This window comes from Salinibacillus aidingensis (assembly GCF_055393355.1).
On the sequence record NZ_AP043759.1, the window covers coordinates 1241145 to 1267475 of the forward strand.

23 protein-coding genes are annotated in these 26331 nt (G+C 40.2%); 13 read left to right on the forward strand and 10 right to left on the reverse strand.

Annotated elements, in window-relative coordinates; all coding sequences use genetic code 11:
* Positions 1 to 3: 3 nt before the first annotated feature.
* Genes ACZ5OK_RS06760 through ACZ5OK_RS06770 form a run of 3 tightly spaced genes read right to left on the reverse strand, consistent with a single transcriptional unit; the run spans position 4 to position 2577 of the window.
* Positions 4 to 372: a hypothetical protein gene (locus ACZ5OK_RS06760; protein ID WP_343843655.1), complete on the reverse strand. Its 369-nt coding sequence runs from the start codon at positions 370 to 372 to the stop codon at positions 4 to 6.
* Between the two features lie 4 nt (positions 373 to 376).
* Complete coding sequence (gene dndD, locus ACZ5OK_RS06765) at positions 377 to 2386, reverse strand: DNA sulfur modification protein DndD (RefSeq protein ID WP_343843657.1); 2010 nt, start codon at positions 2384 to 2386, stop codon at positions 377 to 379.
* A gap of 8 nt (positions 2387 to 2394) precedes the next feature.
* Complete coding sequence (locus tag ACZ5OK_RS06770; RefSeq protein ID WP_343843659.1) at positions 2395 to 2577, reverse strand: DNA modification system-associated small protein; 183 nt, start codon at positions 2575 to 2577, stop codon at positions 2395 to 2397.
* Positions 2578 to 2876: 299 nt separating this feature from the next.
* Between ACZ5OK_RS06770 and ACZ5OK_RS06775 the strand changes: the two genes are divergently transcribed.
* Positions 2877 to 4106 (forward strand): ISL3 family transposase, encoded by a 1230-nt coding sequence (locus ACZ5OK_RS06775; RefSeq protein ID WP_464758607.1) that lies wholly within the window; start codon positions 2877 to 2879, stop codon positions 4104 to 4106.
* Between the two features lie 51 nt (positions 4107 to 4157).
* On the opposite strand, the gene ACZ5OK_RS06780 is transcribed toward ACZ5OK_RS06775, so the two are convergent.
* From ACZ5OK_RS06780 to dndB, 5 genes are read right to left on the reverse strand one after another with little or no spacing between them, the layout of a single operon-like run.
* A complete protein-coding gene (locus ACZ5OK_RS06780; protein WP_464758609.1) occupies positions 4158 to 5276 on the reverse strand; it encodes a cysteine desulfurase family protein in 1119 nt (372 codons plus the stop codon).
* Positions 5276 to 5671 carry a DNA sulfur modification protein DndE gene (gene dndE / locus ACZ5OK_RS06785; protein ID WP_343840362.1) on the reverse strand — a complete coding sequence of 132 codons (396 nt, stop codon included), beginning with the start codon at positions 5669 to 5671 and terminating at the stop codon, positions 5276 to 5278. Before dndE ends, ACZ5OK_RS06780 begins: the two co-directional genes overlap by 1 nt.
* Positions 5668 to 7674 (reverse strand): DNA sulfur modification protein DndD, encoded by a 2007-nt coding sequence (gene dndD / locus ACZ5OK_RS06790; RefSeq protein ID WP_464758611.1) that lies wholly within the window; start codon positions 7672 to 7674, stop codon positions 5668 to 5670. The genes dndE and dndD (ACZ5OK_RS06790) overlap by 4 nt, the downstream gene beginning before the upstream one ends.
* A 7-nt stretch (positions 7675 to 7681) precedes the next feature.
* Positions 7682 to 9268, reverse strand: coding sequence for a DNA phosphorothioation system sulfurtransferase DndC (dndC, locus tag ACZ5OK_RS06795; protein ID WP_343840366.1), 1587 nt, complete (start codon positions 9266 to 9268; stop codon positions 7682 to 7684).
* Positions 9265 to 10362, reverse strand: coding sequence for a DNA sulfur modification protein DndB (dndB, locus tag ACZ5OK_RS06800; protein ID WP_343840369.1), 1098 nt, complete (start codon positions 10360 to 10362; stop codon positions 9265 to 9267). The genes dndC and dndB overlap by 4 nt, the downstream gene beginning before the upstream one ends.
* A 461-nt stretch (positions 10363 to 10823) precedes the next feature.
* Here dndB and ACZ5OK_RS06805 point away from each other — a divergent pair, with 461 nt between their 5' ends.
* A complete protein-coding gene (locus ACZ5OK_RS06805; protein WP_343840371.1) occupies positions 10824 to 11018 on the forward strand; it encodes a hypothetical protein in 195 nt (64 codons plus the stop codon).
* 457 nt (positions 11019 to 11475) lie between these two features.
* On the opposite strand, the gene ACZ5OK_RS06810 is transcribed toward ACZ5OK_RS06805, so the two are convergent.
* On the reverse strand, positions 11476 to 12123 hold the full coding sequence (locus ACZ5OK_RS06810; RefSeq protein WP_343840374.1) for an SDR family oxidoreductase: 648 nt from the start codon (positions 12121 to 12123) through the stop codon (positions 11476 to 11478).
* Between the two features lie 92 nt (positions 12124 to 12215).
* A complete protein-coding gene (locus ACZ5OK_RS06815; RefSeq protein ID WP_343840375.1) occupies positions 12216 to 14354 on the reverse strand; it encodes a sigma 54-interacting transcriptional regulator in 2139 nt (712 codons plus the stop codon).
* 309 nt (positions 14355 to 14663) lie between these two features.
* On the opposite strand from ACZ5OK_RS06815, the gene ACZ5OK_RS06820 reads away from it, so the two are divergent.
* From ACZ5OK_RS06820 to ACZ5OK_RS06870, 11 genes are all read left to right on the forward strand, one after another.
* The gene (locus tag ACZ5OK_RS06820) at positions 14664 to 15449 is read left to right on the forward strand and encodes an enoyl-CoA hydratase/isomerase family protein (protein ID WP_343840378.1); all 786 of its coding nucleotides are present in this window, start codon (positions 14664 to 14666) and stop codon (positions 15447 to 15449) included.
* A gap of 22 nt (positions 15450 to 15471) precedes the next feature.
* Complete coding sequence (locus ACZ5OK_RS06825; RefSeq protein ID WP_343840381.1) at positions 15472 to 15693, forward strand: biotin/lipoyl-binding carrier protein; 222 nt, start codon at positions 15472 to 15474, stop codon at positions 15691 to 15693.
* Positions 15680 to 17089: an acyclic terpene utilization AtuA family protein gene (locus tag ACZ5OK_RS06830; protein WP_343840383.1), complete on the forward strand. Its 1410-nt coding sequence runs from the start codon at positions 15680 to 15682 to the stop codon at positions 17087 to 17089. The genes ACZ5OK_RS06825 and ACZ5OK_RS06830 overlap by 14 nt, the downstream gene beginning before the upstream one ends.
* A gap of 1 nt (position 17090) precedes the next feature.
* Positions 17091 to 17426 carry an AtuA-related protein gene (locus tag ACZ5OK_RS06835; protein WP_343841486.1) on the forward strand — a complete coding sequence of 112 codons (336 nt, stop codon included), beginning with the start codon at positions 17091 to 17093 and terminating at the stop codon, positions 17424 to 17426.
* A 5-nt stretch (positions 17427 to 17431) separates the two neighbouring features.
* Positions 17432 to 18580, forward strand: a complete 1149-nt coding sequence (locus ACZ5OK_RS06840) for an acyl-CoA dehydrogenase family protein (RefSeq protein ID WP_343840385.1) — start codon at positions 17432 to 17434, stop codon at positions 18578 to 18580.
* Positions 18581 to 18600: 20 nt separating this feature from the next.
* Positions 18601 to 19752, forward strand: a complete 1152-nt coding sequence (locus tag ACZ5OK_RS06845) for an acyl-CoA dehydrogenase family protein (RefSeq protein WP_343840387.1) — start codon at positions 18601 to 18603, stop codon at positions 19750 to 19752.
* A gap of 13 nt (positions 19753 to 19765) precedes the next feature.
* Positions 19766 to 21304, forward strand: a complete 1539-nt coding sequence (locus ACZ5OK_RS06850) for an acyl-CoA carboxylase subunit beta (protein ID WP_343840390.1) — start codon at positions 19766 to 19768, stop codon at positions 21302 to 21304.
* A gap of 38 nt (positions 21305 to 21342) precedes the next feature.
* Positions 21343 to 22866, forward strand: coding sequence for an acyl-CoA synthetase (locus tag ACZ5OK_RS06855; RefSeq protein ID WP_343840393.1), 1524 nt, complete (start codon positions 21343 to 21345; stop codon positions 22864 to 22866).
* 22 nt (positions 22867 to 22888) lie between these two features.
* Positions 22889 to 23329, forward strand: a complete 441-nt coding sequence (locus ACZ5OK_RS06860) for a MaoC/PaaZ C-terminal domain-containing protein (RefSeq protein WP_343840394.1) — start codon at positions 22889 to 22891, stop codon at positions 23327 to 23329.
* Between the two features lie 13 nt (positions 23330 to 23342).
* The gene (locus ACZ5OK_RS06865) at positions 23343 to 24902 is read left to right on the forward strand and encodes a class I adenylate-forming enzyme family protein (RefSeq protein ID WP_343840396.1); all 1560 of its coding nucleotides are present in this window, start codon (positions 23343 to 23345) and stop codon (positions 24900 to 24902) included.
* A 73-nt stretch (positions 24903 to 24975) separates the two neighbouring features.
* Positions 24976 to 26331, forward strand: a complete 1356-nt coding sequence (locus ACZ5OK_RS06870; protein WP_343840399.1) for an acetyl-CoA carboxylase biotin carboxylase subunit — start codon at positions 24976 to 24978, stop codon at positions 26329 to 26331.

Genomic DNA, 26331 nt, shown 5'->3' on the forward strand with positions numbered 1-26331 from the left:
TAATTATAAAATTGCTATACGTAGGTCTTCTAGTGAAGATTTATTATTTATAATTTGTTCAATCTCTCTAAGTCCTTTTTCTATATAAGCTAGCATGTGGTTATTAATTTGATCTTCGGCTAAATGACTACCAATTTCGTTTATAATTAAATGCTTAAATAATAAATATTCCTTATCCTTTATGATGTTATCAGGTATAGTCCATTTATTTTTATCTTGTGAATAGTCTTCTAAAATAGGACCATTTGAAATGGAAAGCCCTTTAGCAAGCGCTATTTTTACTGCCTGTGGACGTTCAACTTCTATATTCTCCGATAAAAGGTCCAAAATTTCTTTACCTTTTGCAGATAGGTGCATTCTTTTATTAGACATTTTATCAATCCTTTACAAATTCAAAGTAACCATCTCTGATTACTGTGTATTTCTTTTCTTCATTATAGTCCAACATATATTGTTTATAGGAGTGCTCCTCCATAAGTTTGACATATTCTTCAGTTATTTCTGTGTCGGTTGATAAAATTATTACTTGATCACTAAGTTCCTTGTAATAATGGTTGATTAGATGATTCCTATGATAGCTATCCAATCTCCCCAATGGTGTATCTACTACCATAGGTAAGGAAAGATCCGATGCTTTTGTTAATGCCCATATCAAAGCAGAAGAAATCATCTGCATTTCACCAGCTGAACGTTCCTGAATGCTTATTTCTTGCATACGATCGTTATATAAACGAATGGTATATGTGTCAATGTCAAATTCTATTTTACCAAATTCATCCTGTTTTCTAAATAATTGCTTTAGCATCTTTGAGAATTCTTCTTTGATGTATTGTGCTTTCATGTTTGTAACGTCTGTTAAATATTGACCCATTGTAGTAATTGTTTTTTGTGTTAGTTCGTACTGCTTTTGCAGATCCTCTAAATTCACGTCTTTACCGGATAAACGAGTCAATTTATTCATTATATTTGATTTCTTAGACTCCTCATTCTTTATCCTTTTATTAATGGTTTTCAGTCTAAGTTTAAACTCTCCAATTTGCTGTGTTAGAGAATCAATTTTCTTATTTTCTTCCTCAATATCAACAGTTTCTGGTGCATCACGAATCTCTATTTCAAGATTTCTAAGTTGTTCTTCAATTTTTTCAATTTTATTTAACAAGTTCGTTAAGTGAACTTTATCCTTTATAGCCAAATTCGTCAAATAAGCATAGTCTTTATTTGAAAGGTCATGTATTTCTTCAGTATTATCAGGGGTGCTATCTACGTTGTTCTCTCTAATCCAAATTTCCTCGCCAATTTTTTTGATCTGATCCAGCTGAGAATTCGTTAAAGGGGGGTCAATTTCCTCACTTAATAATTGACTCATAAAATCTCTGTAAGGAGTTAACGAGTTTTCCTGTAAGATTCTTTTATTATTCATTTCATTTTCAAGTTTTATTTGCTTCTTTAACTTGTTGATTTTATTTCCTAAAATAATATTAAGTACGTTTTCTTTATAATAGGTAGAAAACTCCTCTTTAGCCATATTTAATTCCATTTCTAATTTGGATTGTCTTTTAACGATTGTTTCACGGGATTTGGAATTTTGAAGAACTTTTTCGTTTCGTTCCTTTTTCACGTTATTAAGTATTTCTTCAAATTCTTTATATTTAGAAAGGACTTTGTTTCTTTTGCTTTCCATTCTTTCTAAGGTACTATCAATTTCCTTCAATTCTTCATTGTATTTATTGAGCTTAGTATGACTCACGGAATTAGATAATTTTCTTTCATATGAAGATTTGAGCGATTTTAAATCACTTAATAATTGCGTATAAGCTTCCATACCAGTTATTTTGTGAATAGCATCTCTCATATCCTTACTGTTTTGTCTTAAAATAATATCCTTTATTTCTTCACCATCAAAGATAAAGAAGGGGGCAGCATGATAGGGGATTACTTTGTCAATAAACTTGTTATAAGATTCCAGATTTAAGATTCTGGCACGTTTGTTAACACTAGAGCCAGGCTTTCTAACGAATAAATCACGTTCTTCATGAGAAACTCTTTTCCTGGAATCAAAATACCACTTAACCTTTAGTTGCCATTCCTCACCGTCATCTCTTTCTAAAATAAGTGTAACAGCACTTTCTCGACCACCTTCATCAAAAAAGGTGTTATTGATGATATTAGATTGAAGCTGTTTATACTCGCGTTCATTCATACCACGTTCTCCAAACAATACGTAAAGAATTGATTTAAGTATTGTTGTTTTGCCAGCGCCGTTCAAGCCACCAAGAAGAATTATGTTTTTACCTTCCTCACGTACTTCTTTAGGAATATATAAATCAACTTCTTGAATACCATAATAAGTTTTATAATTTTCAAAAATTATTTTTTTGAATAGCATAATATCACCTAATTTCTGGAATGAAAATAAATTAAATCTTGATATTCCTTCACACGACTTCCTTGTGTGTGATTTTCATATGAAAGCTTTTCAGCGGTCTTAAGTAAGTCCTTTGCTAGCTTTAGCGGTACGTCATTATCATAGGCAGTTTTAGCTAATAATTCAATTTCTCGCCTCTTAACTTCCTTCATATTAATCACCTTTTATAAACATAATTTATTATAATTTTACTATAAAATCGACAATTTAAACAGGTCTTATACGAAGAATTGACTATAAGAGGGGGGAGGGGCATAAAGAAACAGCTGCCAAGAAAATTCTTAACAGCCAGCTGTTTCTTTAAATGTATACGTTGAAAAATATTGGCTCTAAAATATATGTTGGGATGCCAATAATTTTCTGATAACTTTTCGGGGCATAAGAAAACACGCAATCTCCTAATTTTGTTAAACTTTGTTTAGACCAATAAACAACCACAAAAAGGAGATGCGTGCAATTGAATTCTAACATTTCTTTACCAGGATTAGAAGGGTTTATCATTACCAAATCATTCGAGAAAGATGGATATTACCAACTTCATGTGGAACTGGAGCGTGTACCTCACTTATGTCCTTCTTGTAAAGAGGTAACGGATCGAGTTCATGATTATCGTATACAAAAGATTAAACATAATCAAATCTTTGGTAGACGAACAGCCTTATTTTACCGGAAACGTCGGTATGCTTGTGAAAATGAAAACTGCGGTAAACGATTTTATGAAGATAATTCGATTGTGGAGCGTTATCAAAGGCAGTCCCTAGAGTTTAACCAGGCGATAGGTATTGAGTTAATCAATGGTAAGAACTTTAAGGATGTAGCGGAACGCTTCGACACCTCTCCTACAACGGTTATGCGCCGTTTTGATCAGGTTAGTGCTTCGATGTTAAGCGAAACAAAGAAGTTACCTGAGGTTATTGCGATAGATGAATATAAGGGGGATGCAGGTGGTGAAAAGTATCAAACGATTATTGCCGATCCGGTTGAAAGAAAACCATTAGAGATCTTGAAAGACCGCAAAAAAGAGACGCTAATGGCTTATTTACGGGAACATGGAGATAACGTAGAGGTTGTGGTCATGGACATGAGTCATTCCTTCAAAGCAGCTGTTGATCAAGCCTTGGGACGACCGGTTGTAGTAGCTGATCGATTTCACTTTAGCCGGTATATCTATTGGGCTCTAGAAAGAGTGCGAAGGAAGGTACAAAATGAGTTTGATGATTACGATCGTAAGAAGTGCAAACGAATGCGCCACGTGTTTTATAAGCATTATGAAAACTTAACAGACAAGCAGTTATGGTACTTAAATTACTACAGGGGAAAATCAAGTGAGTTAAATAGGGCTTATCAACTAAAGGAAGCTTATCGCTTGTGGTTTGAAACAGCGAAACAGTTGGCCCCTGGAGGATTAAAAGAAATAAAAGAGCACTTATACCAATTTTATGATCTGGTCAGGACTTCAGAGATGAAGGAATTTGAAAAATCAATTGAAACCTTTCAAAACTGGCAGAAAGAGATTATGAACAGTTTTGCGTATGATCTACATAATGGCTTCGTAGAAGGCATTAATAATCAAACCAAAGTCATTAAACGAAATGCATTTGGTTTTAGACGGTTTAGTCGCTTTAGATTAAAGGTGTTATTACATCATCAGTACAAAAATATAAAAGTTCGGGTCGCATAAATTAGGAGTGAGCGAAGTGCTCACCCCAACATTTGACTTGGAACCAAAATATTATAGCTCTTTAAAGATATCAACATCTTCAACAGAAGTATATGGAGAAAATGAAAATCTTACTGACTCTCTCACTTCATCTATGTTTAGGCCAATTTCCTGTAAAACATGAGACGGCTTTGTACTACTACAGGCAGAACCTGAGGAAGCAGCAATAATTGGCGATAATTTCTTTAACAGTATTTCATTATTTAAACCTTTGAATCTAACATTCACAATTCCTGGTATTTTGTTTTCAGAATCTGAATTATAGGCTATTCTATTGCCAAATTTTTCATTTAACAGTTGTAGCAATTTTGCTTCAAGCTGTTCCAAGGCGTATATATTGCGTTCAAAGTTCTCCTTAGCTATTCTTGCAGCTTCACCAAATCCAGCTATATTATGGACGGAATAAGTTCCACTTCTTATTCCTTCTTCCTGACCACCACCATGAAATAGGGGAGTGAGGGGTGTTAATTTTCCATATTCATCACTTCGAATGAATAATGCTCCAACACCTTTTGGACCGTGCATCTTGTGTGCTGAGCAGGATAGAAATGTAACACCATCCAAGAACTGCAAATCAATATTTAACTTACCTAATACTTGAGTAGCATCAGTATGAAAAAAAACGTCTCTTTCTAGGCAAATTTCAGAAATCCTCTTGATGTCATTAAGGGAGCCTATTTCATTATTACCCCACATAATACTAACTAAAATTGTATCTTGTCGAATAGAGTCTTTCAGATTTGACGGATTGATTCTGCCGTAATGATCGACGTCCAGGTACGTTACTTCAAAACCTTTTGTCTTAAGAAACTCACACACGTCTAAAACTGCGTTATGTTCTGTCTTTGTTGTGATAATGTGTTTACCTTTATCTGAGTAGTAGTCTGCTACACCTTTTATAACAATATTATTACTCTCAGTGGCTCCACTAGTAAAGATTACCTCATGTTCTTTAGATTGAATGAGATTAGCAACGTGTGTTCTTGCTTCTTTTACTGCTATTTTTGCATTTTCAGCTAATTCATAATACTTTCCTGAAGGATTACCAAATTCTTCTGATAAATAAGTAACCATTTTATCCTTAACTTGCGGAAGTATTGCGGTCGTAGCACTATTATCTAAATAGAGCATTAAACTTCCTCCTTAAAATGATCTTCAGACAGTTTGATTAAATTATTTAGTAGCTTTTGATAGTTACCAGCATGTTTATATTCATGTTCTAACAATTTTACCCCACGTTCCAAATGAGCATTAAATACAGCCGGAAAATAGGCTTCTTCAGGAATATTTCTTCTTGCATGCTGCCTAATTAAAGCCTTATAAAAGTAATCTCTTTCACCAGTTAAGGTGTTTCGATTAAATTCTAACCCGCTACTATCGGCTTGTACTTCTTCGGGCTCTGATGGGTCTAGAATTGATAATGAAATAGATATTCTTGCTAATAGATTAGGAGTTAAGCCTGTTGCACTTTGTAAGTTTTTAAGTGAATTGGCTGTGCTTGCTGTTGTTTTTAGACGGAAATTCAATTAACTCCCACCTTTACGTTATGATTAAAGAAATGTGATTCAATTTCTGTTTTCTTTTCTAAATTGTTGTAGTTCAAAGTATATTCATTTGAAATAAATGGAGACAATTTTTCATATAACTCCTCACTAATTTCAGAATCGGTAGACAAGATCATTATTTGATCACTAAATTTAGGTATTAGTTTCGTGATAATCGACTGTTTATGTTCTTTATCAAGTCTTCCTAGCAAAGTATCCAGAATAAATGGTAGTTGCTTTTTAGAAGAGGTTATAGTACCCCATATAACTGACAAGACAAGTAGTTCTTTCTCACCAGCGGAAAGTATCTCTTTGTCTATTTCTTCATTTTCATAACCTACAAGAGATAATTGGAAAGTCTTAAAGTCAATCTTGATTTGATTAATAAATAAATCTTTTCTTAATAATTCATTAATCATTTTAGAGGAGAAGTACTCAACATCTTTTAACTTCTTTCTTAATTGATTTTCTTGGAACTTTTTACTTATATTAATGACTTTCTGAGATTCATTGTAAGAAGACTTCGTTTTGTACAGGTTATGAAGATCATTTTTAACTTTCTCATACTTTTTATTAAGAGACTCAATCTCATCCTGTAGAGGAACAATTTGACCTTGTAATTGGCTAATCTCATTTTCTAATTTTGCGATCTCATGAGTATAACGCTCCATAGCAATAATCATCTCCGAAAATTCGGAAGATGTTTCGTTATCTTTTAATTTACGTCTAAGTTGTTGGAGTTCTTCTAGGTCATTTTTGTTTTTACTAATTAAATTGGATATTTCGTGTAATTTATTAATGTTGGTTTCAGATAACAAGGAAAAAACTGATTGTGCCTCAGTCTTTGAGGCATTGTGAATGATATCAACATCTTTATTTTCAGCTAAATGCCCCATTAAAGTATTCTTTAATTTTGCTTCCTTTTCATTGTTCTGTTGAATTCCTAATTCATTAACAATTTCACTTAATGGGAGATTGCTAATTTTATCTTTTAAAATATTTGATATATGATACTCTTCCTCATCTTTTAATTGTTGAACAAGATTAACTAAATTCGGGATAGCAATATAAAATGGTAGATCGGTAGCAATAAACTCTTTTATTTTGTCATTGACATGCTTTCTCTCCGTCTCTAATGCCGAAATTCTGTTTTCTACTTTTGTTCTTTCTTCATAAATTAATCCGCCATGAAGGGAGAACTCCTTTTTAGTTTCATCAAATTTTTGCTTATTGATTTCAAGCTCTTCTTTTTTTGTATTAAGGTCATCATTTAACTCCTTCAATAATTCAAGCTTAGAAGTTAAGTCTTCTTCAATTACTTCCTTGTCATTTTCTAAACTGGCTTCCTTACTCGTTTTAGAACTTTGAGAAATATAATTCTCTAGATCTTTTTCAAGGTTATGAAAAAGATCTAGATTGAATAAATGAGATGACAGATCCTTAATATATTTCGAAAGAGTATCTTCACTTGTCAATCTTGATATATCTTCCCCGTCAAATAGACAAAGTTCAAGAAGGGAAGGGGGAAATGTCGTTCTTAACGATTCAAAGAATTCATCTTTTTGTACTTCGTTTAAATGTTCATCATCTTTTATAACGGCTACTTTTTCTTTAATCGACTTTTCAGTAACATTCCAGCTTCTAACTATTGATACATTTATATTTTTGAAATTCTCAACTGTTTTAAAATCAATACGAATCTTAAAATGATTGTTAGAGTATGCTTCTAACGCATTAGAATTTAGCAACCCTCTTACTTTTTTTAAATATTCATTAGATTCTGTTTTGTACCCATAAGCAAGAGGTCCATAAAGAGCTAAACGAACACTATTTAAAAATGTTGTTTTACCTGAGCCGTTTTTCCCGCCTATTATAATAGTATTTTTATCATCTTTTGTGTCAAAAGAGAAGCGGTTTACTCCTAGATACGGGCCAATATTTGTTAAAACTAATTTCTTAAGATCATCTCTTGTTGGTCCTTTCATTTCAAAGTTATAGGTGTAAGTAATCCTGTTTTAAAGCAGATGATATTTTATCCATTAATCCTCTCTTAACTTTGAAACCAGAATAGTCTTTTTCGATTAAGAGTAATTTTTTCATAAGTTTAAAGTCCAAGCCTTCTTCGTGGCACATCATTTCTAGCTGTGATAATTCTTCTTCGTCAAAAATTAAGCTCTCATCTTGTTCCCATTCTAAGTCATGACCCATTATATCTTTATATAGTTTTGGTAGGCTATCCTCAAAGTCACCATGGTCAAACCATATTTTTCTAATTTCCTTTAATTCATCCAGCCTGATTAATTCGTATTCCTCGTCGTGTGGGTGTTTTAAGTTCTTTTGTACTTTTAGAAGTCTTTCTAATATTTCTCGTCTAGCTTCTAGGGTAAAAGGTCCAAGTCCTAATCTACATAAATTACCATCTTCATCTTTAATTAAAATATTCGGATCATCAGATGTGGAGAGGTCAATATTATGCTCTTTAATATAATCATTTAGTTGATTCTTATCTACGATGTCAAAGTCATCAATTGGGATCAATTCTTTTTTTCTGTATCCTTTTTTAGGCACTAAAATACACTCTTTACCTTCATGTTCTTTGATCTGCATTGGTCTGAAGTAGATTTGTCCGTTCATTCGATATTTCATACGCATTGTACGGTCATCTCTTATTGATGTTAACCAATTCCTAAAATTAAGGAGAGGTTTCATCCAATCATGGCCATTATCTATAAAACCTGTTAATGCTTTATCTTCATTAACAACTGTACAAACCCAACAACCAAAACGTGAATTACCACATGAACCGGCTGATTCTTTAACAGTTTTATCAACCACGAGAGGACACTCACCACTATTTGAATCGCTGTATAAACGATAGAGTTCCTGATTGTCATCCCCCCATGGAGAATTAAAGTTTAGTAAATATCCCCAAACATCGTCTAGATCAAACCGCTTAATAGGAGCATAAACATATGCGTTTGAAAGAGTGGAATGTCTCATTAGAACTTTTCCGTCAACAGAATGTGATTTAATAACATTAGCACGAGTAGCACTTTCTTGCTCTCGAACACCTAACACCATAATTACCTCACCAAATGTATTTACTTTGTCCTTTATAAACTGATTTGCTGGATCAATTTTTAATCGATCTGTACACCATCTAAATTGCTGGTTTGGAGAAGGATAGCCTTTACCAATAATATTTACCCAGAAGGATTGATCAACCATTGGTTTAACCTTATGGGTTTCAATAGGAAGCCCTAATTCGATCGCTTTTTCTTCAACTCGCCTTAGAGTAGTGTTAATAGATTGGATAATCAATGGCGTTTCAACTAGGGTGTCTGAAGAAATTACATACACTTTCTTCGTTAATTGATAAGTTTCTAATTCAGAAAGTGCCTCAAAAACTAGTTGAACTACAACAGTTGAGTCCTTTCCACCACTATATCCGAGAACCCATGGTCGATCATCGGAAAGATAAACCTCTTTAATTTCTTTTTTGGCTTGTTCTACGAGGGAATTATCTATATCATTATTTTCTTTTTCATTATACATCTCAGTTATGATACCCATACTCATTTTGATACTCCTTTCAGAAACTCATCTTCCATACTAGATTCTTGTTGTGTTAAAGGTAGTCCTAGCAGCTTTTTAATTTGAATAGCCGTCAACTTTATGGTTTGTGCATTTTTTTGAACACGCCCATTTTTAATAGAACGTCCTTCCCATAATTCTGAATTTGTTCTAGACCAATCAATATTTTTTAGTTTTTTAATGTAAGATTTCCATTCATCTGTATGGTATTTTCTTAAATAATTACCAACAAGCCCAATTGCTTCAAAGAAAACACCATGTCCAATAATATAATTCATTCTCAAATCTTTCGGAGAAATCTGTTTATTTAACACTTGGTTCCATTCATCAAGAGAACTTGTTAAGGTTTCCCAAAAGAGTTTTAAGAATTCTTCATCATTATCACTAATTGAATCTCCCTTCGCCACTCCTAAAATTTTCAGATTACTATTAAAAATATGATTCAAGGCTACAAGTTTTGGGGAATTTTTTGATAAGGAGACTTTTTCTTTGTCCGTGTATCTTTTTAATAAAGGAATGGAATCAACAATATCCTTTGTAACCATAGAAAGTTTATCTCGGTAATCATATAAAATACCGATTGATGAAGTGGTATTCACCGCATGTCTATTTAAATCTGAAAAGATTTGTTGAGATTTTTTTAAACCTGTATCAATAAAAAATACAACAGAAATCGTCTCACTACCTAATTCAGGGTTAATTTTCAGTGCTTCTTCAATCGCTGCACGACGATGCTGTCCATCGTTAATTAAAAATCTTGAATCCAGGGAAATTGCTAGCATACCCATGTCCTTAAACGTGTTATCCTTAGAGACTGGGGTGAAATCAACGTCACCATCAATAGAAGCAGTAAGTGAAGAAAAGACGTAATCATCAGGGTTATCAATTATGTAATTGGTAATATCAGGTATTCTGTTTTTATTTAAAATTCGTTGAGCTCTATGTTCAGGTGGAATTTCATCCTCGTCAAACAGGAATATTTTTGGTATCACACGTAGTGGACACATTGCAATATAGTAATCTTGACCAGCCTGAACCCCTTTAATAGCTGGGAAGTTATAACTGAAACCAAAATCCATCCAATCACTCCTAATTACGTACGTAATCTTATGTATTTATTATGTAATTAAATCAGCTAAAAATCAAATGAAATCACTCAAAAATCATATCAATTCTAGTAGAACATTTGAACCGCATTTTTCCATTCTCTTATACTCCTTTTTTTAACAGTTTAAAAGTCTCTTTTCATACTAATAGACAAATAGACGAGAGATTCTGTTGAAGAAAAGAAAGATTAGTTCAATCATTAAGATATGCGTTGTTTTCATGTTTTTTATTTTTATTTAAAATCTCAATATTTACATTCATTTGGTAAACGGCAGGAAAGGTTGTGAATGTTGACTAGAGGCGTTTCTGTACATGCCGTTGGAAAACACAATGGCTGTATTTGAAAAGCTTTTTATATGAAATCCGATTATACTGAGATAGGTGTGGATAATGACCAAGGATGGAGAAGTAATTACCATTTCATTATACAAAAGTGGACAGGACAACAACGGAATTTGTTGGTGATTTTACATTGAAGGAAATTCTGCAATTGGATGCAGAAAGCATTTTAGTTGAAGAATTTACAGGCGAAAAGGTTCTAGTTTATGAAATATCGTGGATACTGTTCGTGAGAAAAACTGGGATATTAATTGAATTGAAATCACCAGGCTATATCCTGGAATTGTAGAATAAATTGGGGATTTATTAATAAAGCGTAACAGGCATCTTTCGAATAACAATAAGTTGATCATCAAATGTTCAACCATGAGTTGATCCAAAGATCCAATGAACTGCAATTGAATATTCTGTTTGATGCAATTGCAGGAAATACCTGGGATGATGTAACAAACGAACAGCTATTTATGAGAACCTGTATATTCTAGTAAGTGGCATTCTCTTTTTTATAAAGGAAGCGCTCTTCATAAGTATCCTAGTCGATGCAAGTATAGAAAAAACTATGTACATAAAAATGTTGGGTTTACACTAAGTCGAAGTAGGATGGGACATGGGGACTTCCCCCCACATCCCATATTATAGTATTTGTTTCAATTATTGAGTAGTCGTAAATGATTAACTCATTTGTCATAGAAAGGATTATCTCTACGATAGGGTAATTACTTAAATTTGAGTCTTTACATAATCACCTATAATCCCTTCAAAGCTTCCTCAATCGTCTGATCCCCTGATAGTAAATCAAAGGACTTTTTATAGGTATTTTCCTCATCAAGACAGGCGAGAACCGTTTTGGCTACATCTTCACGGGGGATGGAACCGCCTTCTGTCATATTTTCCGCAACCTGAATGTGGCCTGTTCCTGCTTCATTTAACAGGCCGCCGGGGCGCACGATGGTGTAGTTTAATTCGCTGTCAATTAAAGCCCGATCTGCATAATGCTTAGCGACATAGTAGGCCTTGAGCGGTTCATACCAGTTTTCCCGGTTGTTTGCCTGAAATGCACTGACCATGACAAATCGTTTCACATCCGCCTGCTGGGCTGCTTCAATGGTTTTGATGGCCCCATCCAGATCGACAAGCAACGTTTTATCGGAACCGGTGCTGCCACCTGAACCAGCGGTAAAGACCACGGCATCACAATCACTGGCAGCATGCTGAATGTCCTCCACAGACCCTTCCAGGTCCGCAAGTACGGTTTCAATTCCTTCCTGTTTGAATGCTTCTGCCTGCTCTTCTTTTCGAACCATCGCTTTAACGGTGTGTTTGTCGCTATTATGTAATAACTGGACAAGCTGCTTTCCAATTTGACCATTCGCTCCTGCGACGAGTGTTTTCATTTCTTTGCTCCTTTCGTTTTGCATCGTACATTTTCAGTATTTCAAACTCGCATCAAATTATCAAATCTTGTGATACATCCGGGTGAATAGGTTCAGGACAAGGATGTGAAATCCAGTGTTTGCTGGATGTTGTATTGCTTCAGTTTTTTATATAAGGTTGTTCGGCTGACCCCTAAGAGCTGTGCCGTCCTGGTACGATTTCCGCCACATTCCTTAAGCGCTTTCAAAATAGCCTGCTTTTCTGAACTGTGTACTGATTTTTTTCGCTTGTCGGCCAGGTCAAAATCAGGTTGATCACGTTTTTTGTGTGAATCCTGATTTGCCTCGAGTAGATTCAGTTCATCAGGCAAATGATGGGGTTCGATCCAATTGGATGGGCAAAAGTGAACCGCTCGTTCTAAAACATTTTCCAGTTCGCGAATATTCCCCGGCCAGTGATATTGTTCAAATTTCTGAATGACGTCAGGGGAGACGCCAGCAATGGTTTTATTGGTTTTGGCATTAATTTTCGTTATGAAATGTTTACAGAGAAGGGGGATGTCATCCAGGTGTTCCCGTAATGGCGGAATTTTGAGACGAATGACGTGGATCCGGTAAAACAAATCCTCTCTGAAATCCCCATTTCGGACCAGCTTGGCTAAGTCTTTATTCGTAGCTGCCAGGATCCGGACATCTACTTTGGTGGGCTGGGTTGCTCCGATTTTCTCGAATTCCTGCTCCTGAAGAACACGCAGCAGTTTGGTCTGCAAAGTTAAAGGCATATCCCCGATTTCATCGAGAAAAAGGGTGCCTTTGTGAGCCAGTTCGAACTTTCCGGGTTTTCCTCCTTTTTTCGCTCCTGTAAACGCCCCGTCCACATAGCCAAAAAACTCTGATTCCAATAGCTCCTCCGGGATAGCGGCACAGTTGACTTTGATAAAGGACCCTTTTCGGCCGGAATGATGATGGATCCCCTCTGCAAAAAGCTCCTTTCCTGTTCCGCTTTCCCCTGTAATCAGGATATTTGAAAAGGACTTGGAGGCAATCATCGCTTCATCCTTTACTTTATTCATTTGATCATTGGAGGTAATGATGGGGGTGAAAGGGTTTGATTTTTTGGACATTCGCATGAGTTCTTTCCGGTAAAAGGACACTTCACTTTCCAGTTTCTCCATATGTAATAAAATGTCCCGCCAAGTGTCCAGCTGTTGGAAGATGATCTTAAATATAGTACCGATTTTCTGTCCATTTTGATAAATAGGCATACTGGTTGCGATGCATTTTTTTCGGTTGATTTCGATGAGTTCTCCTTCCACTTTCTCCTTGTTTTTCAAGGTTTGATTCGTATGAATTTCTGGAGCAATCGCAGACAGAGGCTCACCCATAACTTCTTCCTTCGTTTGAATTTGATAAAGATTTAGAAAGCCGCGGTTGGTTCTCGTAATTTTTCCATGGTTATCGGTAATGATGACGGCATCATAAGCCAGTTCCAAAGCGCTGTCCAACAGCTGCTTTAGGTGGGTTGTTGTCTCCAGTTCATCAGCAATTTTTTCATAAGAGGTGACATCCCGCAGTACAACCATGGCTCCTGATACCCGGTTGAGTTCCCGAATGGGGATAAAGGAAGCGATAACGGTCTGGTTGTAAATGGTCATTCGTTTTGCATCAATGATGGTCCCTTTCCGGATGGCTTCGGACAACCTTTTTCCCAGTTCAGGAAAGAGCCTTATGATGTGTTCAGGCTGAAGATCCTGTTTCTCGATTTTTAGAAGCTTAAGAGCGGTTTGATTATAAGCTGTTACATTAAGGGATGAATCAACAGAAATAACGGATTCCTGGAGGTTTTCAATAAGCGAGGTCATGCGGTTGATGGTATGTTCCAATGCCGTCATGTGAGAGGTGACTAGGTCTGATTTTGACATTATGCCGAAAATTTTTTCCTGATGATCAAGAACAACCGCCTGGCTTACATTGCCTTCCATCATTTTGTCTCTGGCTTCATAGAGGGTCTGATCCTTATGAATGGTAATGACTCTGGTTTTCATCAGGGGCTCGATACCATCATCCAGGGAGGACTGATTGAGCAGCGCCCGGTAAATGGAATATTTGTGGACGATTCCCAGTAATTGATCCTGATCGGTTACGCAGCCCATATCGACCTGATGATGAAGGAACGCTGACAGGGCTTCTCTTATTGTGCTATCCAGTGAGAGTTGAACATAGTTTACCGTCGTAAAATTTTTTACCTTCAAGTATGCTCCCCCTCCTAAATTATTAGAAAATTCAAACGAAACTAATTTTATTATAGCGTAAGTCAACCGAACTGACAATGAACAGTTGTAAAGGGGAGTACACAATTGTAAACCTTTCTTTACACATGTGTACAGTTGACGGCCGTGTCTGAAAAAGAATTCTCTGACACAAGAAAAATTTTTACCCGGGAGGATCATGGGCGTAAGGGAATGATTGGGTAAAAAATAATTGAATATTATGAATTTGGCATGAATTTTGCATGATACATGTAGTGAAGAGGAAAATTGATATTTTTGGGGAGGCAGTCAATGAAGTATGAAACGATTCTTTATGAAGTGAAGGACTATGTCGCAAAGCTTACCATTAACCTGCCGGATATGCGCAATCCGCTGACAGAGCAATCAGCCGGGGAGCTGCTGTCAGCCATAAGAGAGGCGGACCGGGACCCTGAGGTAAGGGCGATTGTCATCACCGGGGCTGGCAAGGCTTTTTCTGCCGGTGGAAATTTAAATGAATTTAAGAAAAATCTCGAAAAAACCGCACCTGAACTGTATTTTGAAGGGCGGGGGAGTACGGAGCTTTTTAAGGCCGGAGCCGAAGTAAGGACACCGCTGATCGCCAGTGTAAATGGGCCGGCACTTGGAGGAGGGACCGGTCTGGTGGCGATGTGTCACATTGCAATTTCCTCCAGTGAAGCGAAATTGGGGCTTACAGAGCTAAAGCTTGGTCTTGTGCCCTTTGTCATTATGCCCTGGGTACGAAGGGCAGTAGGGGAAAGAAAGTTTCTTGAAATGATGCTGACCGCTCAAGTTTTTAAAGCAGAAGAGGCGAAGGAATGGAATCTTGTCCATCAGGTGGTCGAACCGGAAATTCTTGAAGAAGAAACGATGAAACTGGCCCATCAGGTGGCATCCTTCAGTCCGCTGGCCGTTCAGTTAAGCCTGGATGCCTATTTTCAGTCGGAACAGATGGATCGAATGAAGTCCTTTGATTTCCTGTCAGATTTACGCCTTGTCTCGTTTATGAGTGAGGATCTGAAAGAGGGAGCCAGTGCATTTCTGGAAAAGCGCACCCCGCAGTGGAAGGGGAAATAAATTTTTAAAGGGGGAAATGGGGATGGGTGATATTCAGGCCACCATGGCAGCGAATGTCTGGAAGGTAGAAGTGGAGGAAAAGGACGTGGTAAAAGCGGGAGATATTGTCGTCATCCTGGAATCTATGAAAATGGAAATTCCGATTGAAGCAGAACAGGATGGAGTGGTCACCGCAGTAGAAACTGCAGAAGGCGACTTTGTTCAGGAGGGCCAGGTGCTGTTAACCATAAGTGAAGAATCATAGAAAGGAGACAGATACGGTTATGAAAAAGGTGAGAATCGGAGCTGCACAGGGCTTTTACGGGGATACCATTGAACCTGCTGTCGCCACGGCAAAAAAAGGGGATGTGCAATATATCTGCTTTGATGCCCTGGCAGAACTGACGATGGCAATTTTGAAGAAGGACCAGATGAAAAATGAAAAGGCCGGCTACACGAAGGATATTTCCCTGCAGATGAAGGCGCTTCTTCCTTATGTGAGAGAGAAAGGAATAAAGCTCCTGACCAATGCAGGCGGCATTAATCCTGAAGGGGCCCAGCAGGAGATAATCCGGGTGGCTGAAGAGCTTGGCATGGATGATTTAAAAGTGGCTGTCGTTACGGGGGACAATGTACTCCACCGTATAGATGAATTTCAGGATCGGGGAATTTCACTCAACCACCTGGAAACGGATCAGCCGATCGAAACGGTAAAAGATAAACTTGTTTTTGCAAACGCATACATTGGAGCCAGACCCATTGTGAAGGCGCTGGAATCCGGCGCAGATATTGTGGTGACAGGCCGCACAACGGACACCGCCCAATTTCTTGCTCCCTTAATCCATGAATTTGGCTGGGGAGAAGAGGAGTGGGATAGACTTGCAAGCGGTGTGTTTATGGGGCATTTACTGGAATGCTCGGCCCAATCTACAGGTGGAAATTTTAGTGGGAACTGGTGGGAGATTGAGGGCTTTGACCGGATTGGCTATCCGATTGCAGAGTTCAGCGAAAATGGAGATTTTACCGTAAGCAAAGTGGAAGACCGTGGTGGATTAGTAACAGTGGACACCGTCAAAGAACAGATGCTTTATGAAATTCATGACCCCGCGAACTATATCACACCGGATGTGGTCGTTGATATTACAAATGTGCAACTCGAAAATACCGGTCCGAATAAGGTCAAAGTGACAGGCACCCGCGGGAAACCCCGTCCGGAAACCCTGAAAGTCGTCATGGGCTATGAAAATGGCTATACAGGTCAGGTGATGGTTGGATTTTCCTGGCCCGATCCTCTAAAAAAGGCGAGAAAAGTAGATGAAATCATCCGAAAGCAAATCAAGCAACGAGGGCTGGACTATGACGAGGTCAGAACGGATTTTGTCGGCTATAATTCCCTGCATGGACCGTTAGCTCATGAGTATGAAGAGGATTTAAATGAAATCTATTTACGCATGGCTGTTCGGGCGAAAACAAAAAAAGAGGCAGCAAAATTCAGCCGCTTATTCCCGCCATTAGCCCTGAATGGTCCTCCGACAATGAGTGGTTTTACCGGGAACACAGCACCACGGGCACTGATTGGAATGTGGTCAGCGTTAATACCCCGGGAGCTGGTTGAGGATCACATTCAGATAAAAAATGTGGAGGTGTCGGCCATTGGCTAGTGTGCAGTTAAAAGACGTAGCCCAGGCGCGGGCCGGAGATAAAGGGAACAAGGTGAATATTGGCCTGTTTGCACCTGATGAGGAGTGGTTTGAACGTTTTAAATCCCAGGTGACTCCTGAACGGGTAAAGGATCATTTCAAAGGGCTGGTAAAAGGGGATGTGGTCCGATATGAGCTTCCGAATATTCATGCCTTTAATTTTGTCTTAACAGAAGCGCTCGATGGTGGAGGTTCTTCTTCCATCAGGATGGATAATCTGGGGAAGTGCTTCGGCGCCAATTTGCTGCGAATGGAAATTAATGTAAGTAAAGAAGTGCGAAAAGAAGAAAAGAGGTGAAAGGAATGCCCTATGAACCTTATTTGACCGAAGAACATGATCAATTAAGGGCAACGATTCAGAAATTTGTGGAGAAGGAGATTTCCCCTTACGTCGATGAATGGGAAGCGGCCGGTGAATTTCCAAGAAATCTGTTTGAACGGATGGGAGAGCTGGGATTTTTAGGCTTTCATTATCCTGAATCTGTCGGAGGGCAGGGGGGCGATTATTTTACCAAGCTTGTCCTGGCAGAGGAATTAAATAAATGCGGCTGCGGCGGGGTACCGATGGCCATTGCGGTGCAGACGGATATGGCTACACCACCGATTTATAAGTTTGGCAATGCGGATCAGCATGAACGTTTTCTGACCCCTGCGATAAGAGGTGAAAAAATTGCCGCCATTGGCATTACGGAGACGAATAACGGTTCGGATGTACAGGGGATTCAGACGCGGGCGAGAAGAGATGGCGATGAATGGGTGATTAACGGAACGAAAACCTTTATTACCAATGGGACGAAAGCGGACTTTGTGATACTTGTTACCCGAACCTCGGATGAACCGGGCGCAGATGGAATCAGTCTGTTTCTGGTGGATACAGATACGCCTGGGTTTTCGGTTGGGAAAAAACTCGACAAAGTGGGGATGCGTTCCTCGGATACTGCTGAACTGATTTTTGATCAAGTCCGGGTTCCAAATGAAAATTTACTCGGGGAAGAAGGCAAGGGATTCTATCAAATTATGTGGCAGCTTCAGGGAGAACGGATGATAGGAGCTGCAGGTGCCATAGGCGGTGCTGATTTCGCTTATGAGCAGGCGCTGAACTATGCCCGAAATCGTATTGCTTTTGAACAGCCCATCAGCCGTTTTCAGGTGATCTCCCACTTGCTGGCGGAAATGAAAACGGAAATGGAAGTATGCCGTGAGCTCACCTATGCTACCGCTTACCGCTTCTCTAAGGGGGAGGTTCCGGCGAAAGAGATTTCCATGACGAAATTATCGGCGGTCCAGATGGCCCATTGGGTAGCGGATCGGGCTCTGCAAATCCATGGAGGACACGGGTACATGGCGGAGTATCCGATTGAGCGTAACTGGCGGGACAGCCGTCTGCCACGTATTGGCGGAGGGACAGACGAAATCATGAAAGAGATTATTGCCAAACAAATGGAAATTTAACATGGGAAGGGGGAAGGGCGATGGCGCATTGGATTTTTCAGGATGAACACCACATGTTCCGCAAAGCGGTGCGAAAATTTATTGAAAAGGAAATCATTCCGAATGTTGAAAAGTGGGAAAGAGAAGAGGAGGTTCCCAGGAGTCTGTATGAACGAATGGGAGAGTTAGGCTATTTGGGTATTAAATTTCCCGAAAAATACGGGGGAAGTGATTCAGATATCATTACGGAAGCCGTTCTGATTGAGGAAATGGCCAAATGCGGCTCCGGGGGTGTGGCAGCTGCCATTGGTGCTCATACAGGCATTGCAATGACAAACATTTGGAAGTATGGAAGTGAAGAGCAAAAGCAGAACTATCTTGTTCCAGGGATTAAAGGTGAAAAAATTTCCGCCTTAGCCATCACAGAGCCAAGTGGAGGATCGGACGTTTCTGCGATCAAAACGACAGCAAAGAAAAGCGGCAGCCACTATATTTTGAATGGCTCCAAAACGTTTATTACGAATGGGGTCAATGCGGACTATGTCATTGTCGCGGCGAAAACAAGAGAAGAGCCTGTTCATCGAAACATCAGCCTTTTTATCGTGGAAACGGACTGGGAAGGGTTCTCAGCAGGAAAGAAACTGAAAAAGCTGGGCTGGCATGCTTCAGATACAGGAGAATTATTTTTCGATGAGGTAAAAGTCCCGGAAGAAAATCTGATTGGCCGTGAACATGAAGGCTTTCTTTATATAATGGAAAACTTTCAATTTGAACGTCTCAGTATGGCCCTGGGCTGTGTGGGACTGGGTGAATTGGCGATTGAGACAGCGAAGAAATACAGTCAGGAGCGGATTCAGTTCAATCGTCCTTTATCAAAGTTTCAGGTACTGCGCCACAAGATGGTCGATATGGCTGTTGACCTTGAAAAGGCACGAAATATCACCTACCGTGCCCTGTATTTGTATAACAAAGGGGAGGATGTCGTTACAGAGGCGACCATGGCCAAGGTTTATGCGACCGAAATGATTCGCCGGGTAACGGACCAGGCCCTGCAAATTCATGGTGGAAACGGATATATGATGGAATATGACGTTCAGCGTTTCTGGCGTGACGCCCGTATTCAGTCGATTGGAGGCGGAACCACCCAGATCATGAATGAAATCCTGACGAAGCGTTTAGGAATTATCTCGTAAAAATGGAAAGGATGTGTGCCGTTTGGAAAGAGAGCGTAAAGTATTAGCGGAAAGAGAACGAATCCATAAAGGTGGAAAAAGCCACGATAAATTGGAGAAAGCGGGAAAACGGTTTGTGCGGGATCGTCTGAAGCTTTATTTTGATGAGGAAAAGCCTTTTTACGAAACCGGACTGTTTGCCCAGGTGCTGAATGAGAAGCTCCCGGCAGATGGGGTTGTAACCGGAACAGGGAAGATGGATGATCGAATCGTTTATTTTATGGCCAGTGATTTTACCGTGAAAGCGGGATCAATGGGGAAGTACCACAGTGAAAAAGTGCTGCGGATTCAGGAGGCTGCCATTCGCGGCAAGAGGCCTATTGTTTATATGATTGATTCTTCCGGTGGACGGATTGATGAAGCCGGTGGGTACCATGTTGAAAAATATTCAGGCGGGAAGATTTTCTATAATCATAGTATTCTATCAGGACGGGTGCCCCAGATTGCGGTGCTTTATGGTCCATGTTTTGCCGGAACAGCCTATATGCCTGTCTTTTCCGATTTCACCATTATGGTCGATAAAATGGCCGGAATGGCGATTGCCTCCCCAAGGATGGTTCAAATGGCGACGACGCAAAAGGTGGATATTGAGGAGCTGGGCGGGTCACATATGCACGCAACAAAGAGTGGATCGGCCGATTTTGTAGCAGAATCTGAAGAGCATGCTGCTGAAATCGTGAAAAAGCTGATGACCTATTTGCCGGATCATTTTGATGCTGAACTCCCGGAATTTCCTGCCGCGGATCCGAAACTGGACCCAAAGGACATCGACAATCTTATTCCCCAGGAGCCAAACCGGGCCTATGATGTCCATAAACTCATTGATTCCATAGTAGATGCGGATAGTTTCTTAGAGGTGAAAAAGGATTATGCAAAGGAACTGGTTACAGGCTTTGCCCGGCTGAATGGGAAAACAGTCGGTATTGTAGCTAATCAGCCGATGCATAAAGGGGGAGCCATTTTTCCGGAATCCTCTGATAAAGGAGCCAAATTTGTATGGACGTGTGATGCCTATAACATTCCGCTCTTATATCTTTGCGACACACCAGGCTTTATGGTGGGGACGAAGGTGGAACAGGAAGGCATTTTACGAAAGGGACGTAATTTTATCTTTGCCAGCTCCTGTGCTAATGTACCGAAACTGTGTGTGATCGTGCGGAAAGCCTATGGGGCAGGCATCTATGCCATGGCGGGCCCGGCCTATGAACCGGATACAACCATGGCTCTTCCGTCTGCTGAAATAGCCATCATGGGACCTGAAGCTGCGATCAATGCAGTCTATTACAATAAAATACAGGCGGTGGAGGATCCGAAAGAGCGGGCGGAATTAGTGAAAAAACTGCAGGAGGAATACCGGGAAGGCTATGATATTTTTAAGCTATCGGGTGAACTGGTTGTGGATGATTTAATAGTCCCAAGCGATTTACGTGAGGAGCTGATCAGCCGTTACGAAACCTTTGAAAATAAAGATTTTAAACTGCCTGAGAGGAAACACTCCACGATGTTGAGTTAATCCTCACTTGTTTTAAATATCTAAAGGAGGGTGATGTTTTGGAAACGACTGTTGGCAGCTGGATTACGAAGCATGCAAAGGCTGACCCTGATCGAATGGCCCTTATTTCACACGAAAAAAGGTTTACCTATGAGGAGTTTAATCATCGGGTGAACCGTCTGGGTCATGCTTTAATCTCACTTGGCGTCCGAAAGGGGGATCGGGTGGATGCACTTCTATTTAACACAAACGAAATTCTGGAGTCGATGTTTGCCTGTGCAAAAATAGGGGCCATATTTGTCCCGATCAATTTTCGCCTAAGTGTGGAGGAGGTTCATTATATTGTTCAGGATTCCCGGCCGAATCACTTTATTTATGATGAACGAATGAAGGCGCTGGTGGATCAATTGCGGGAGATGAAGTCCAGTATTTTAGAGTATGTTCACGTAGGCAATAATCCTCATGAGCTTGATTGGCGTTATGAACAGCTCATTGTCAATGCGCCACAGACAGAGCCTGTTATCAACGTATGGACAGAGGATATCCATATGATGATGTATACCTCAGGAACAACCGGTAAACCAAAAGGAGCGATGCTAAGCCACGGGAATACCCTGTGGAATGCGATTAACAGCATTCATGCCAGCCCTTTTGAGAAAAGTGATATTACCCTGTCCGCAGCACCTCTCTTTCATATCGGCGGCATGAGTGTTTTTACAACTCCTTTAATTTATAAGGGAGGAACCGTTATCCTGGATGACAGCTTTGATCCTGAGCGAACCCTGCAAAAAATACAGGAGGAAAACATCACAAGCCTCTTCTTAGTTCCTGCGATGTGGCAGGCGATCATGAATGTTGAGAACTTTGAAGACTACGATATATCATCCCTGCGCTTCTGTGTATCCGGGGGAGCTCCTTGTCCGATCACAGTGATTACCTTTTTCCAGGATAGGGGTATTCCTTTTTATGAAGGATTTGGACTTACGGAAACGGCTCCGTTTGTCTCGATTCTTGATGAAAAAAATACCTTGCGAAAAAATGGCTCTGTAGGCAAAGAACCGATGCACACCCGTGTCCGTATCGTAAACGACTATAACCAGGATGTGGAGACAGGGGAAGTAGGAGAGTTAATTGTTAAAGGTCCAAACGTTATGGCCGGCTACTGGAATAAACCAGAGGAGACAAGAAGGGTTCTGAAAAATGGCTGGTTTTATACAGGGGATTTGGCTAAATTTGATGAAGAAGGATTTATCTATATTGTGGACCGGAAAAAGGATATGATTATCACTGGAGGAGAAAATGTCTATCCCATTGAGGTTGAGCAGGCACTGTACCGTCATCCGAATATCCTGGAAACCGCGGTTGTCGGTTATCCTGATGAAGAGTGGGGAGAATCGGTTAAAGCTGTGATCGCACTGAAGAACAGTGAAGAAACATTAACACTGCAGGATATCCATGACTTTTTAGAAGGAAAAATTGCCCGGTTTAAAATGCCGAGAAAAATCGAAATGGTTGAGGAACTGCCAAGAAATGCAACAGGTAAAGTGTTAAAAACCAAACTGAGACAAAAAAGTCATTCCTGATTAGGAAGGGAGCGAGGAGCAAATGTACGATAAATATTTTGAATATTTTGAAAAAGGTGAAACGTGGAAGTCCAGAGCGAGGACCATAACGGAATCTGATCTCATCATGTTCAGTGCTTTGACCGGTGACTGGTATCCGCTTCATACCGACATAGAATACGCAAAAAAATCTCCTTTTAAACAGAGGATTGCCCACGGAATGCTGGTCCTTTCTATTGGAACAGGACTCACCAAAATGGAGCCTGAGATTATTGTGGCGAATTATGGGATTGATCAGCTGCGGTTCATTCAGCCTGTTTTTATTCATGACACCATCCATGTGGAATTAGAGGTTATGGATTTGAAAGATAAACAAAATGGTACCGGTGTTGTAACGGTGAAGCAGGCTACTTATAAACAAACCGGTGACCAGGTGATTACAGGGATTTCCAAGGCGTTAGTGAAAAAAGAATCGGAAAACTAAGGGAGGAATGAGGATGGAGAGTGTGGTAAGTCGAGTCGCTATTGGAGATATTATCCGGCGGAATGCAGGGAGGTTTCCGGATAAAAAGGCCATTATTGAGGGTGATAAGGAAATAACCTATCAGCAGCTGGATGAATTAACGAATCAGTTTGCCAACTATCTTCTTAATTCCGGGCATAAAAAAGGGGATAAGGTTCTGACGGTCTGCGGAAACCACTGGGAATATGTAGTGATTTCCAATGGGATTGCCAAAGCAGGTCTTATCTGGGTGCCTATCAACCCGGCTATATCTAAAGAGGAAAAGCAATATATTATGAATCTAATCGAACCCAAATTGATTATTGGTGATGCTGTCCTGATGGAGCCGGCTCTCGATGTATATCAAGAGTATTGCTCAACCTTTTTAGCCGTACGGGGAATTTTTGCCGGTGCCCAGCCATTTTTGCCTGCAATAGAAGATGAGGCGAAAAAAGAACCAGCTATAGAGATTCAGGATCGGGATACCGCTCAAATTATGTTTACCAGTGGTACGACCGGCAATCCAAAGGGGGTCATGATCAGTCATTTAGCCGTTTATATTGCCAGCCTGGGAAACATTATTGAAAGTAATTTTAATGAAGATGAAGTCGTCTTAACGATGATGCCCCTTTTCCATTGTGCCCAGCACACGTTTACGATGTCCACCCTTCATCGTGGGGCCACAACCGTCATTATCAGTGGCTTTGAACCGGAGCTGCTGATGAAAACGATACAGGATCATAAAATTTCGAATATGTTTGCACTGCCCATGATGTATCGAATGATTCTGGATCACCCGAAAAAAAGTGAATATGATTTGAGTTCATTAAGAAGGTGCACGTATGCGATGGCGCCTATGGATAAACGTTCCCTGGAGAGGTGCATCAATGAAATCTGCCCTCAGTTCGCTCTGGGTACAGGGCAGACCGAAATGTATCCATCAACCATGGTGTTCAGACCGGAAGAACAACTAAGAAGATTCGGCTCTTATTGGGGTACGTCTTCCCTGATTAATGATACGGCTGTTATGGATGATGAGGGCAATCTTTTACCTGAAGGCGAAGTCGGCGAAATTGTTCACAGAGGGCCGAACGTCATGAATGGCTATTACAAGAACGAAGAGGAAATGGAAAAAAGCCGGGCTTTCGGCTGGCATCATACAGGAGATTTGGGCTATTGGGATGAGGATCTGCAGCTGGTGTTTGTAGACCGGAAGAAAGACATCATTAAAACCGGCGGGGAAAATGTGCCATCGATTAAAGTGGAGAGTGTTTTACTGATGCATGAAGATATCGAAAATGCGGTTGCGGTCGGACTTCCGCATGAACATTGGTCCGAGGCTGTTACGGCATTTGTTGTAAGGAAGGAAGGAGCGGCCACCTCTTCCGATGATGTCATATCCTTCTGCAGGCAGCATTTAGGAGGCTTTCAGGTTCCAAAAGATGTTGTCTTTTTGGAGCAACTGCCGATGACATCAACAGGAAAAATTCAAAAACATATGCTCCGTCAGCAATATCAGAATCATTATCAAGTGACCAATGAACGATTTAAATGAAAGCGTTAACATATTGTGATAGAGTATAGAATAGAGATAGAAACAGTTAGTTCAGACAAAAGGAGGAACCGGTTTGTTTACGAAAATTTTAATCGCTAATCGTGGAGAAATTGCAGCCAGAGTCATTCGAACGTGTAAAAGAATGGGAATCCAAACCGTCGCCATTTATTCCGAGGCAGATGCAGACAGTCCACATGTGAAAATGGCGGATGAGTCGTATCTGGCTGGGGGCAATCAGGTCCAGGAAAGCTACTTAAATATGGACCGGATTTTTGAAATGATTCATGAAAGCGGCGCCGAGGCGGTACATCCCGGCTATGGATTGATGTCCGAAAATCCGGATTTTGCTAAACGGTGTCAGGAGGAGGGGATTGTTTTTATTGGCCCATCCCCTGATGTGATTGCCAGGATGGGAAGTAAAATTGAGGCGAGAAAAACGATGAAAGAGGCAGGTGTTCCCGTCGTACCCGGGATTCAATACCCGCTCGAGGATGGGGATGAGGCTGCCCGTGTGGCGAGTGAAATTGGCTACCCTGTTATGTTAAAGGCTTCTTCAGGTGGTGGCGGAATTGGTATGCAGCTTGCCCATAATGACGAAGAAGTGAAAAAAGCGTTCGAGGGAAATCAGAAGCGTGCGCAGACCTTCTTTGGAGACGGGGCAATGTATGTGGAAAAATCGATTCCGAACCCCCGTCATATAGAGATTCAGGTTTTAGCTGATCAGGCAGGAGAAACCGTTTATTTATGGGAACGGGAATGCTCCATTCAGCGACGGCATCAAAAGGTTGTCGAGGAGGCGCCTTCTCCATTTCTCGATGAAGCGACGAGAGAAAGGATGGGAATGGCGGCTGTCAAGGCGGCAAAATCTATTGGATATTGTAATGCCGGTACGATTGAGTTTTTAGTCGATGAGGATAAGAATTTTTATTTCCTGGAGATGAATACACGTCTTCAGGTGGAGCATCCGGTCACAGAAGAGATTACAGGCATTGATCTGGTGGAGGAGCAAATAAGGATTGCCAGTGGCGAGGCTCTAAGGCTTGAGCAGTCCGAGATAAAAAGGGAAGGGCATGCGATCGAGGTTAGAATTTATGCGGAGGATCCAAAGACCTTTTTCCCTTCCCCAGGGCAAATCACCCAACTGGACTATCCGGAAGGGGAACATATCCGTCATGAATTAGCCGTCCATTCTGAGTCCAAGGTTACTCCTTTTTATGATCCGATGATTGCAAAATTAATTGTAACAGGGCAGGATCGAAATGAAGGCATTGAAAGATTAGGAGATGTACTGGAGAACTATAAAGTAGAAGGAATTAAAACGAACATTCCGATGCTAAGGAAAGTGATTCAGCACCCAGCTTTTCAGGAAGGGAAAACAACCACAGATTTTGTCGAAAAATATTTGCAGGGAGAGCATGCGAAATCATAA

What these genes read in the sequence shown, in the direction of transcription:
- ACZ5OK_RS06760 (WP_343843655.1), bottom strand. Translation starts at nt 372, where the DNA reads ATGTCTAATAAAAGAATGCACCTATCTGCAAAAGGTAAAGAAATTTTG.
- dndD (WP_343843657.1), bottom strand. Translation starts at nt 2,386, where the DNA reads ATGCTATTCAAAAAAATAATTTTTGAAAATTATAAAACTTATTATGGT.
- ACZ5OK_RS06770 (WP_343843659.1), bottom strand. Translation starts at nt 2,577, where the DNA reads ATGAAGGAAGTTAAGAGGCGAGAAATTGAATTATTAGCTAAAACTGCC.
- ACZ5OK_RS06780 (WP_464758609.1), bottom strand. Translation starts at nt 5,276, where the DNA reads ATGCTCTATTTAGATAATAGTGCTACGACCGCAATACTTCCGCAAGTT.
- dndD (WP_464758611.1), bottom strand. Translation starts at nt 7,674, where the DNA reads ATGAAAGGACCAACAAGAGATGATCTTAAGAAATTAGTTTTAACAAAT.
- dndC (WP_343840366.1), bottom strand. Translation starts at nt 9,268, where the DNA reads ATGAGTATGGGTATCATAACTGAGATGTATAATGAAAAAGAAAATAAT.
- dndB (WP_343840369.1), bottom strand. Translation starts at nt 10,362, where the DNA reads ATGGATTTTGGTTTCAGTTATAACTTCCCAGCTATTAAAGGGGTTCAG.
- ACZ5OK_RS06810 (WP_343840374.1), bottom strand. Translation starts at nt 12,123, where the DNA reads ATGAAAACACTCGTCGCAGGAGCGAATGGTCAAATTGGAAAGCAGCTT.
- ACZ5OK_RS06820 (WP_343840378.1), top strand. Translation starts at nt 14,664, where the DNA reads ATGAAGTATGAAACGATTCTTTATGAAGTGAAGGACTATGTCGCAAAG.
- ACZ5OK_RS06825 (WP_343840381.1), top strand. Translation starts at nt 15,472, where the DNA reads ATGGGTGATATTCAGGCCACCATGGCAGCGAATGTCTGGAAGGTAGAA.
- ACZ5OK_RS06840 (WP_343840385.1), top strand. Translation starts at nt 17,432, where the DNA reads ATGCCCTATGAACCTTATTTGACCGAAGAACATGATCAATTAAGGGCA.
- ACZ5OK_RS06845 (WP_343840387.1), top strand. Translation starts at nt 18,601, where the DNA reads ATGGCGCATTGGATTTTTCAGGATGAACACCACATGTTCCGCAAAGCG.
- ACZ5OK_RS06860 (WP_343840394.1), top strand. Translation starts at nt 22,889, where the DNA reads ATGTACGATAAATATTTTGAATATTTTGAAAAAGGTGAAACGTGGAAG.
- ACZ5OK_RS06865 (WP_343840396.1), top strand. Translation starts at nt 23,343, where the DNA reads ATGGAGAGTGTGGTAAGTCGAGTCGCTATTGGAGATATTATCCGGCGG.